At 60.4% G+C, this 11,276-nt stretch carries 6 protein-coding genes; 2 read left to right on the top strand and 4 right to left on the bottom strand.

Translation table 11 applies throughout. The features are described from left to right. The coding region (locus AC13EY_RS00840; protein WP_482890389.1) for an electron transfer flavoprotein subunit beta/FixA family protein at positions 1-642 on the bottom strand (642 nt) is incomplete at its 3' end. A gap of 293 nt (positions 643-935) precedes the next feature. Between AC13EY_RS00840 and AC13EY_RS00835 the strand changes: the two genes are divergently transcribed. Beyond that, on the top strand, positions 936-2,600 hold the full coding sequence (locus AC13EY_RS00835) for an electron transfer flavoprotein-ubiquinone oxidoreductase (protein WP_088277884.1): 1,665 nt from the start codon (positions 936-938) through the stop codon (positions 2,598-2,600). A 112-nt stretch (positions 2,601-2,712) separates the two neighbouring features. Here AC13EY_RS00835 and AC13EY_RS00830 read toward each other — a convergent pair whose 3' ends face one another. From AC13EY_RS00830 to AC13EY_RS00820, 3 genes are read right to left on the bottom strand one after another with little or no spacing between them, the layout of a single operon-like run. Beyond that, positions 2,713-3,630: a transglutaminase-like domain-containing protein gene (locus AC13EY_RS00830; protein WP_228245010.1), complete on the bottom strand. Its 918-nt coding sequence runs from the start codon at positions 3,628-3,630 to the stop codon at positions 2,713-2,715. A 15-nt stretch (positions 3,631-3,645) separates the two neighbouring features. After that, on the bottom strand, positions 3,646-6,234 hold the full coding sequence (locus AC13EY_RS00825; protein ID WP_228245011.1) for a circularly permuted type 2 ATP-grasp protein: 2,589 nt from the start codon (positions 6,232-6,234) through the stop codon (positions 3,646-3,648). Between the two features lie 54 nt (positions 6,235-6,288). Beyond that, on the bottom strand, positions 6,289-9,606 hold the full coding sequence (locus tag AC13EY_RS00820; protein WP_228245012.1) for a transglutaminase family protein: 3,318 nt from the start codon (positions 9,604-9,606) through the stop codon (positions 6,289-6,291). A 209-nt stretch (positions 9,607-9,815) separates the two neighbouring features. Here AC13EY_RS00820 and AC13EY_RS00815 point away from each other — a divergent pair, with 209 nt between their 5' ends. After that, positions 9,816-11,273, top strand: coding sequence for a circularly permuted type 2 ATP-grasp protein (locus AC13EY_RS00815; protein ID WP_228245013.1), 1,458 nt, complete (start codon positions 9,816-9,818; stop codon positions 11,271-11,273). Positions 11,274-11,276 lie beyond the last annotated feature (3 nt).

The following is an 11,276-nucleotide window of genomic DNA, read 5'->3' as shown; positions in this document are numbered from 1 at the left end:
GGTCGATGCGGTGCTCACGCCCAGATCTTCCGGCTTGACGACTTCCAGCGGCTTCTTCTTGGCCTTCATGATGTTCGGCAGCGACGCGTAGCGCGGCTCGTTCAGACGCAGGTCAGTGGTAACGATGGCCGGCAGCTTCAGAGCAACGGTCTGCAGACCACCGTCGATTTCGCGGGTGACCTTGACGCTGTCGCCTTCAACAGCCACTTCAGAGGCGAAGGTGCCCTGAGCGTAGCCGGACAGCGCAGCCAGCATCTGGCCGGTCTGGTTGTTGTCGGAGTCGATGGCCTGCTTGCCGAGGATGACCAGCTGCGGCTGCTCCTTGTCGACAACGGCTTTCAGCGCCTTGGCGATGGCCAGCGAGCTCAGCTCGTCGGCGGACTCGGCCAGAACGGCGCGGTCAGCAGCCAGTGCCAGCGCGGTACGCAGTTGTTCCTGGGCGGAGGTCGGGCCGACAGTAACAACGGCGATCTCGGTAGGACCGCCTTTTTCTTTCAGACGTACTGCTTCTTCTACGGCGATTTCGCAGAAGGGGTTCATCGACATCTTGACGTTGGCCAGGTCAACACCGGAGTTGTCCGCCTTGACGCGAACCTTGACGTTGTAGTCAACGACCCGCTTAACCGCTACAAGTACCTTCATGATTGCCTCATTCAATGTGTAGCCAAAACAGGGCCGGCCATAATCGTGACTATAAAAAGAGGATCGTTCACGATCAGACCAGATGGAGCCCGACGTTCAAAAGCTCTCTATCATGACTTTCCACGCACAGGTGGTCAATAGGAGCAATTCGACTAAAGGTCTAATAAACGATCAAAACGCCATCTTAGCGTTGGAGCGCAAAACACGGGCTGTTATACTCCGCGGCTTAATCGATCATGGCAGATCAACAAAGAATCGATACATGTGACGGGCCTAGAGTTAGGAGAGAGATAGTGGAACGCGAATTCATGGAGTTTGACGTTGTCATCGTAGGTGCCGGCCCCTCTGGCCTGGCAGCTGCATGTCGAATCAAGAAACAGGCTGCTGAAGCCGGTCAGGAAATCAGCGTCTGTGTCGTAGAGAAAGGTTCCGAAGTCGGCGCCCACATTCTCTCCGGTGCCGTATTCGAGCCGCGCGCCCTGGAAGAACTGTTCCCCGATTGGAAAGAGCTTGGCGCTCCGCTGAACACCGCCGTCGTTCGCGATGACATCTATATGCTCACCAGCGAAGAGAAGGCTACCAAGCTGCCTGACATGCTCGTTCCCAAGACCATGCACAACCATGGCAACTATATTATCTCCCTCGGCAACCTGTGCCGCTGGCTGGCCGAACAGGCCGAAGGCCTGGGCGTAGAGGTATATCCGGGCTTTGCTGCCCAGGAAGCCCTGATCGATGAGAACGGCGTTGTTCGCGGCATCCTGACCGGCGACCTGGGCGTTGATCGTGAAGGCAACCCGAAAGACGGGTTCTACACCCCCGGCATGGAACTGCGCGCCAAGTACACCCTGTTCGCAGAAGGCTGCCGCGGCCACATCGGCAAGCAACTGATCAAGCGTTTCAACCTGGATTCCGAAGCCGACGCCCAGCATTACGGTATCGGCATCAAGGAAATCTGGGACATCGATCCGGCCAAGCACCAGCAAGGTCTGGTTGTTCATACCGCCGGCTGGCCGCTGGACATCGTCGGTACCGAAAACACCGGTGGTTCCTTCCTGTATCACCTGGAAAACAACCAGGTAGTCGTTGGCCTGATCATCGATCTGTCCTACTCGAACCCGCACCTGTCGCCGTTCGACGAATTCCAGCGCTACAAGCATCACCCGGTCATCAAGCAGTACCTGGAAGGCGGCAAGCGCGTTGCCTACGGTGCACGCGCCATCTGCAAGGGCGGCATCAACTCGCTGCCGAAGATGGTCTTCCCGGGCGGTGCTCTGATCGGTTGTGACCTCGGCACTCTGAACTTCGCCAAGATCAAGGGCAGCCACACTGCGATGAAATCCGGCATGCTGGCGGCTGACGCTATCGTCGAGGCCCTGCAGGCTGGCCGCGAAGGCGGTGACGAGCTGACCAACTACGTTGATAGCTTCAAGTCCAGCTGGCTGTACGAAGAGCTGTTCGCAGCGCGTAACTTCGGCCCGGCAATCCACAAGTTCGGCCCGCTGTTCGGTGGTGCGTTCAACTACATCGATCAGAACTGGTTCGGTGGCAAGATTCCGGTCACCCTGCACGACACCAAGCCGGATTACGCCTGCCTGAAGAAAGCCTCCGAAGCGACCAAGATCGACTATCCGAAGCCGGATGGCGTACTGAGCTTCGACAAGCTGTCTTCGGTCTTCATGTCCAACACCAACCATGAAGAAGACCAGCCGATCCACCTGACGCTGAAAGACCCGAGCATTCCGCTGGAGAAAAACCTGCCCCTGTACGACGAACCGGCACAGCGTTACTGCCCGGCTGGCGTATACGAAGTTGTCAGCAATGACGATGGCAGCAAGCGCTTCCAGATCAATGCGCAGAACTGCGTACACTGCAAGACCTGCGACATCAAGGATCCGTCCCAGAACATCAACTGGATCGCGCCGGAAGGCACCGGTGGCCCGAACTACCCGAACATGTAACGCGCAAGCGCTGCAGCGGCAAGCACCAAGCCGCACCCAACAAAAAACCGGCTTTGGCCGGTTTTTTGTTATCTGGCAGAGCCAGTCAGGTCATCACGTCGCCGGTTGCACGTCAGACAAGATCTCTCACCTGACCTTGCGCACCCTCCTCTTGTGGCAATACATCCACCGCCACACTGAGGCTGTGGTCGCCGCCCCCGGTCATGACCCCCTTGAGCGGCGTAACATCCGCAAAATCCCGGCCCCAGCCGAGAATGATATAGCGCTCATCCGGTACGCAGCCGTTGGTGGGGTCCAGTTCCAGCCAGCCCCAGCCGGGCACAAAAACCGCCAGCCAGGCATGCGTGGCATCGGCTCCCAGCAGCTTCTGCTGACCAGGCGGCGGCAAGGTCTCCATATAGCCGCTGACATACCTGGCTGCGAGCCCCAGGGAACGCAGACAACCTATGCCCAAATGGGCAAAGTCCTGACAGACACCGCGCTTGCTTGCCAGCACATCCTGAAGCGGCGTTGCCAGTGTGGTGAACTCCGGATCGTAGGTGAACTCACTGAAGATGCGTTGATTCAGCTCCAGTACGGCATCGACCAGATTGCGCCCCGGGGTAAAGCTGCTGCGTGCATAATCGGCCAATCCCGGACTCTGAAAGATAAACGGCGAGTCAAGCACATACAGGCGGGCATCCAGAGCATCGCGATTGGTTTGTCGCGGATCGTGTCTCAGCTCCTCGGCCGCCTGCTCCCAACTGATACTGGAAAAGATATCGGCGCTGGTCCGGGGATGGGTAACAATTTCACTGGTGACCGTTACATCAAGGCTTTCGTGCAGCGACTCGATCGAGAAGTACACCACCCGATTGCCGAAGAAGTCGGTGCGCTCCCTCATCCGATCAGGGATAGGCGTGATTACCAGTTGGGTGTTGCTGCAGTCCTGCCAGGGCAATACCCGGGGCAGGATGCGCGCCTCGTTGTGACTTAGCGTCACAGCGCCGCTGTACTGATAATGCGTGGTATGCCGCAACAGATATCTCAACGTGGAGACCTCGATTCAGGGCTGGCCGGTGTAGTGCATACTTACCAGCTGGCGGGGAGCTTCAACATGACTAAAGTGGCTATGCGAGAGCGCGTTGGACAATTCAGACATAGGTTCTATCAACTGATCCAGCAGGTTGCTCAAGGCCTCCCGCGCAGCGGGCGAGCCTTCCAAGTCGGTCAGGGTCTCAATATCGACCAGGTGCAGGCAACTGGTCGCCTGAATGATCAGCCGCTGCTCCAGATTGCGATAGGGCGAACTACCCGGTGAGGGTAGCTTGGCAATTTGTCGACCCAGACGCTTGAGCATGTAGCCGACCGAGCGCGGATTGGTTTCATCAAACAGCAGCAGGTCGAGAATGGCCAGCGGGTGCAGCTGCGAGCGATAGCGACGCCGGTACACCGTCAGGTTGTCGGTCGTGGCCAGCACCACCTCCCAGAGTGGAATACCCGGTTCATCGGCATCCAGCAGGGCCAGCTTCAGCAGCTCCAGAGACCCGAGTGTGCGCTCGATAAAGCGGCCAATGTCGAGGAAACGCCAGCCGTAGTGATGCGGCATGGTTTCGTTGCACAGGCCGAAGAATGCAGCAAGGTCCAGTACCATCGCTTCCAGATGGCGCTGCCCTACCACGACACCTCGCGTTCGCGACATACTATTAAAATGCTGCCGCAAGCTGTTGATCGCGCGCCAGGTGTCGTCGCCCAAATGATCGCGCACCGCCCGGCTATTGCGCACAAAGTGGGCAAAGATGGCAGGCAACCCGTCGGGCAGGTCATCAGCAAACAGCTGCAGCAGACGATCACGCGTTACGATATATTCACGCGGAAAGCGGCTGTTGGCAGGCAGGCTTTCGTCCGCAAAGGCATCCGGATCGACGGCAATATCCAGCGCCCGCAACAGGTCCGGCATCAGTTGCGAGCCACTCTCCTGCCGGTCATCCTGCAGCAGCCGGGCGAGCGCCTCGCGCAGCAGACGGCCGCGAATATCCAGCCGCTCGCCATAGCGCCCCATCCAGAACAGACTCTCGGCAACACGGCAAGGCAAGTCCTTGCCATCACGGGTCACGACAATCGGACCCAGCGCCTGCCTCAGCAGACTGATGTGCGGCTGCGGCACCGGTGCTGTGACCCAGACATCCTTTACCAGGCGGCTTTTCATCAGCGGCGCGCCTGGCTCCCCGACCCAGGCAAGGCCACCTGGCATCACCCGATAATTGCGTTCATTGACCGGTTTGGTCAGATCATCAGGCTCTACCAGACTGAAGAATCTCAGCGTGGCGCTCTGGCGCTCGAAGGTCTTGGTCTGCGGATTGAACCCCGGCGCTACCGCCGGTGCGATGTGTCGCTGGGCGGTAAACAGATACGGATGGCGCTCCATGCTGATGCGCAGGTCACGCAACGCCTCAAGGCCCATCTGGTCAGCGCGATAGAGTCGCCCCGGCTTGCTGATATCACGCAGAACCCAACCATCCAGTTCAGCGCGTACCTGCGCCAGTGCGGCCGGATCTCCGCACCACAGGGTTTCCCGGCATGGCAGCAGCAGCTCTTCCCCCAACAACTCACGGCACAGGCTCGGTAGAAAGGCCAGCAGGCCGGGATGCTCCAAAATGCCGGCACCCAATGCATTGGCGATATGTACGTTACCGCAGCGTGCGGCCTGCAACAGCCCCGGCACCCCCAGCAGCGAGTCGGGGCGCAGCTCAAGCGGGTCACACCACGGATCGTTGATCTGCCGCAGGATGACATCTACCTGCTTCAGGCCACCCAGGGTGCGCATGGAAACCTGGCCGTCGCGCACCACCAGGTCATCGCCCTCGACCAGCGAGAAGTTCATGTAATTGGCCAGCCAGGCATGCTCAAAGTAACCGGGGCTACCCGGGCCTGGCGACAGCAGAACGATATTCGGCTGCTCTCGGTGTGTGCTGGCCAGGCTGGCCAGGCAGCGATGCTGAGCCTGCAGAAAGCCGGCCAGCCGTTTGATCGGCGCATCGCGGTAGAGACTGGGCAACGCGCGGGCCAATGTGATGCGGTTCTCCAGCGCGTAACCCGCGCCACCCGGCGATTGGGTCCAGTCAGCCAGGACCTGCCACTGCCCCTGACTATCGCGGATGATGTCGGTACCGTGGAAAATCAATAGCGGCCGCTCCACCTGCGGCGGATCGTCAGCGGCGGAAAACAGAAACCCGGGATGGGTGTAGATCAACTCGGGGGGCAACAGGCCTTCACTGATGATTCGCCGGGCACCATAGAGGTCGTCAAGAATATGCTCCAGCAGACGACTGCGTTGTTTCAGCCCAGCCTCCAGCACATCCCATTCCTGAGTGGGAAGGACCCAGGGCACGCAATCGAGTTGCCAGGACCGCAACTGACCCGGATCGTCCTCGTAAGGATTGAAGGTGACGCCATTTTCATGCAGCAGGTTCTGCGCTTCTTCCGAGCGAGCAGCCAGCACGTCGGGCCCGAGCTGGACAATATCATCCAGCACGCCTTGCCAGTGAGCACGCGGCTGCTGGTTGCCGCTCAGCAACTCGTCATGTCCGTCATGCCCTGGATAGTCCCCGAGAATGGCATTGACTGCGGGGTCCAGATTGGCGAGGTGTTGCATGGAGCGGTTCCTGGTTCAGGCTGAGGTCAGCCGAGTGTGCTGGGTGACTGACGATTATAAACCAGAGCTGCCAACGACAGCGCGGCGCAAATCCAGGGTGTGCGGATACTCCTGACCCGGCGCCTGCCGCACCTCCCCTGCCTTGCCCTGACTATGACCATAGCTCCAGAACCGCGCCATGCGCCGCGCCTCAGCCTCATTGGCGTTAACCGGGAAATGCTCGTAATTGCGGCCAGCCGGATGCACCACATGGTAGGTGCAGCCTCCAACCGAGCGGCCGTTCCAGTTGTCGATCAAGTCAAACACCAGCGGCGCCTGGACACTGATCATCGGATGCAGCGCGGACGGTGGCTGCCAGGCGCGGTAACGCACCGCGGCTACCAGTTCGCCCGGCACGCCGGTTGCCTGCAGTGGCACCTTGAAGCCGTTGCAGGTCAGCTGATAGCGAGCCGGATTGAAGTCATGCACCTTGACCTCCAGCCGTTCGACCGAGGAATCCACATAACGGGCGGTGCCACCACCGGCAACCTCCTCCCCCAGCACGTGCCAGGGTTCAATCGCCTGGCGCAGCTCGATGCGGGTATCTCCGTATTGGACCTCACCCGCATGCGGGAAGCGGAACTCCAGAAACGGCGCGAACCACTCGTCACGGAAATCGAACCCGTGGGCACGCAGGTCGCGCAGTACATCGCACAGATCACGCCACAGATAATGCGGCATCATCCATTTGTCATGCAGCGCTGTGCCCCAACGCGCCAGCGGCTGGCGGTAAGGCTCGGCATAAAAGCGGGCGACCAGCGCTCGAATCAGCAACTGCTGCATCAGACTCATGCGCGCATGCGGCGGCATTTCAAACCCGCGCAACTCCAGCAGCCCGAGCCGGCCGGTCGCGCTGTCGGGCGAATACAGCTTGTCGACACAGAATTCGGCGCGGTGGGTGTTGCCGGTAATATCGGTCAGCAGGTTGCGCACCAGGCGGTCAACCAGCCAGGGCTGCGGTACCTCGCCGGACGGCATCTGCGCCAGCGCAATCTCCAGTTCATACAGCGCCTCATGCCGGGCTTCGTCAATCCGTGGTGCCTGACTGGTCGGGCCGATAAACATGCCGGAAAACAGGTAAGACAGGCTCGGATGGTGCTGCCAGAAGGTCAGCATGCTCGCCAGCAGGTCCGGCCGGCGCAGGAAAGGTGACTCGGCAGGCGTGCGACCACCGAGGGTAACGTGGTTACCGCCCCCGGTGCCGGTGTGGCGGCCATCGAGCATGAACTTCTCGGTACCGAGCCGCGTCAGTCGTGCTTCCTCGTAGAGAGTCTCGGTATTGCGCACCAGCTCATGCCAGCTGGCCGCGGGCATGATGTTCACCTCAATCACCCCTGGGTCCGGAGTGATCATGAATTTCTCGATGCGGTTATCCGATGGGGGGGCGTAGCCTTCGATGCAGACCGGCAGATTCAGCTCGGCGGCGGTGTGTTCAACAGAAGCCAGCAGCTCCAGGTAGGACTCCAGCCGAGCCAGTGGCGGCATGAAGACAAACAGCTTGCCGTCACGCGGCTCAATGCACAGCGCGGTGCCGATAACGCCGCAGTCGATCAGCTCCGGCCGCTGTTCCTGCCAGTCCTGTCCGGCTGCAACGTGGTGAAGCGAACCCTCCCCGTCGGCGTACATTGCACTGTAGCGGCTGGCCACTTCGCCATGCAGATCTGCCAGCGCCGCCTGCTCCTCGAACAGTGACGTCGGCTGCGGCTCCTCGCGGCGGGCGATCGGCAGCGCCGACAGCGGCAACCGCAGGCCCATCGGTGAATCGCCGGGCACCAGATAGAGCTGCTCGCGACGCAACGGCCAACTGCCGCTGAGCCAGCCGCCCTGCGTCGCCGCCAATGGCAGCGTGTAGCCGACCGTCGCATCCAGGCCGCGCTCCAGCAACCGCGCAAGGCGCAGACGGTTGTCATCGTCCTTGAGGTCTTCGCCGCGCAAATCGACGTCAATCGGTTGCGTGCGCTCCAGCCAGAGGTAATAGTAGGCATCCTCGAAACAGGGGATCAGATGCGAGTCCGAGACGCCAAGGCGCCGTGTCAGCGCCTGCGCAAACTGCAGCGCCTTGGCATCGTCCACGCCGTAGTCCCGATCCATGTCGGCCAGCCAGCGGTCGTCCTGCCACATGGGCTTACCGTCGCGGCGCCAGTAACACGCCAGCGCCCATCGCGGCAGTGGCTCACCCGGATACCATTTTCCCTGTTGATAATGAATCAGCGACTGAGGCGCAAAATGCGGGCGCAGACGCCGTAGCAAGGTCTCGGAAAGCCCTCTTTTGGTTGGCCCCTGGGCAGCAATGGTCCATTCTGGTGCATCCATATCATCAATGGAGACAAAGGTTGGCTCGCCGCCCATAGTCAAACGTACGTCCAGCGCCTGCAACTGCGCATCTACCTGTTCACCCAGCGCGAGAATCTCTGCCCACTGATCTTCAGTGTACGGTTTGGTTACACGGGGATCTTCGTGCACCCTGGTGACGCTCATATCGAAGGAAAACGTCACCTCGCAGGGCTCGGTTGCACCGCTAATGGGCGCGGCGCTGGCAGGCTCTGCCGTGGCGGCCAGCGGTAGATGCCCTTCGCCAGCCAACAGGCCCGAGGTTGGATCCAGCCCGATCCAGCCTGCTCCAGGCACAAACACCTCGGTCCAGGCGTGCAGGTCTGTGAAATCGGTTTCGGTACCGGACGGACCGTCAAGCGCCTTGACGTCGGCCGTCAGTTGAATCAGATAGCCTGAAACAAAGCGCGCTGCCAGCCCCAGATGACGGCAGATATGCACCAGCAGCCAGGCCGAGTCACGGCACGAACCGCTGCCCAGCGTGAGTGTCTGTTCCGGGGTCTGTACGCCGGGTTCCATCCGGATCATGTACTGAATTTCATTGGCCAGACGCTGATTCAGCGAGACCAGGAAATCCGTAATCGAGCGTTCTTCACGGTCAACCTTGCCGATCCAGCCAGCCAGTTTCGGGCCCGCTTTTGGCGTTTCCAGATAGGGCGCCAGCTCTTTTTTCAGCTCGTCCCTGTAGTCGAAAGGGAACTGCTCGGCGTATTCCTCGACAAAAAAATCAAAGGGATTGATCACCGTCATCGGTGCGATCAGCTCCACCTCAATAGAGAGGCTGGTCATCTTTTCAGGAAACACAAGGCGCGCCACATGGTTGCCGAACGGGTCCTGCTGCCAGTTGATGAAGTACTCACCTCCGCTAACCTTGAGGCTGTAGGCATCAACTGGCGTGCGGCAGTGCGGTGCGGGACGCAAGCGGATGAGATGGGGCGCAACCGAAATCGGCTTGTCGAACTCGTAGTGGGTTTCATGCCGGAGTGCAACGCGAATAGTCATGTTCCGTTATCCCATCAATGTATGCGGTCAATCCATCCAGCCGATCAACGAAGCAATGGCTGTGCCAATCGGCGATCGTCCTATTTTGTTAACACGGTTGGGTGACAATTATTCGAGTGCACCCAGCGCCTCATGCCCTGATCCGGTGCATCTGGTATGGCAATTGCAAGTTGCAGAGTATCCCTTCCCCTGGCGGACAGAGTAGCTGAATGAGCAAAGTAAACTGGGACGATTACACATCCAAAGGCTTCTACGATGAACTGATAAAGGCACCAGGGCAGCCGCGACCGGAGGCGGAACTGCTGTGCCAATACCTCGCCAACCTCGATGCCCGCGAGCTGAGCGAACACAAGACGGCGGCCGAAGTTGCCATCCAGCTGATGGGCATCACCTTCACTGTCTACACCGAAGGCAACATGATCGACCGGGCCTGGCCCTTCGACATCGTGCCGCGCATCATCCCGCTGGCCGAATGGCAAAAGACCGACGCCGGACTCAAGCAGCGGGTACAGGCGCTCAACATGTTTATCGACGACCTTTACCACGACCAGAAGATCGTCAAGGACGGCGTGGTGCCGCGCGAAGTGCTGGCCCAGTCGGTCAACTTCCGTCCGCAGTGCGTCGGCATCTCCACGCCGCATAACGTCTGGGCACATATCTGCGGCTCGGACCTGGTGCGCGACAAGGACGGCACCCTCTACGTGCTGGAAGACAACTTGCGGGTGCCGTCTGGTGTGTCCTACATGCTGGAGAATCGCAACGTCACCAAGCGCGTGATGCCCGACCTGTTCGCCACCGGCCAGATTCAGCCGGTCGACGACTACACCGCGCAGCTGTACGACATGCTCGCGTCACTCTCGCCCCGTCCCGGCGACGACCCGTGCATCGTCATTCTGACCCCCGGCATATACAACTCCGCCTACTACGAGCACTCCTACCTTGCCCAGCAGATGGGCGTGCAGCTGGTTGAGGGCACGGATCTGGTGGTTGGCGACGACGACTGCGTCTACATGCGCCGCATCGACGGGCTGGCCCGGGTCGACGTGATCTACCGCCGGGTCGACGACATGTTCATCGACCCCGAGGTGTTCAACCCCGAGTCCATGCTCGGCGTGCACGGCCTGATGCGCGCCTGGCGCAAGGGCAACGTGGCACTGGCCAATGCGCCGGGCGCCGGCGTGGCCGATGACAAGGTGATCTACGCCTTCGTGCCCAAGATCATCGAGTACTACCTCGGCGAGCAGCCGCTGCTGCCGAATGTACCCAGCTACCTGTGCATGTTCGAGGACGACCGCAAATACGTGCTGGATAACCTCGACAAGCTGGTGGTCAAGCCCGCCAACGAGTCCGGCGGCTACGGCATGCTGATCGGCCCGCACGCCAGCAAGAAGGAACGCGACAAATTTGCCGAGCTGATCAAGGCAGACCCGCGCAACTACATGGCGCAGCCAACCCTCAGTCTTTCGACCTCGCCGACCCTGTGCGGCAACAACCAGATGGAGCCACGTCACGTCGACCTGCGGCCGTTCATCCTGTCCGGGGAGTCTACCTGGGTTACCACCGGCGGCCTGACCCGGGTCGCACTTACCAAGGGATCGCTGGTCGTCAACTCCTCTCAGGGCGGCGGCAGCAAGGACACCTGGATCGTAGACCTGGCGGGGAACTGACCA

This window comes from Halopseudomonas sp. L-58, assembly GCF_056859475.1.
The sequence above is the reverse complement of the archived record's forward strand: the minus strand, read 5'-3'. Positions and strand labels throughout refer to the sequence as shown.

Excerpts from the sequence above, each read along its gene's own strand:
- AC13EY_RS00820 (WP_228245012.1), bottom strand. The coding sequence starts at position 9,606 with ATGACTATTCGCGTTGCACTCCGGCATGAAACCCACTACGAGTTCGAC.
- AC13EY_RS00825 (WP_228245011.1), bottom strand. The coding sequence starts at position 6,234 with ATGCAACACCTCGCCAATCTGGACCCCGCAGTCAATGCCATTCTCGGG.
- AC13EY_RS00815 (WP_228245013.1), top strand. The coding sequence starts at position 9,816 with ATGAGCAAAGTAAACTGGGACGATTACACATCCAAAGGCTTCTACGAT.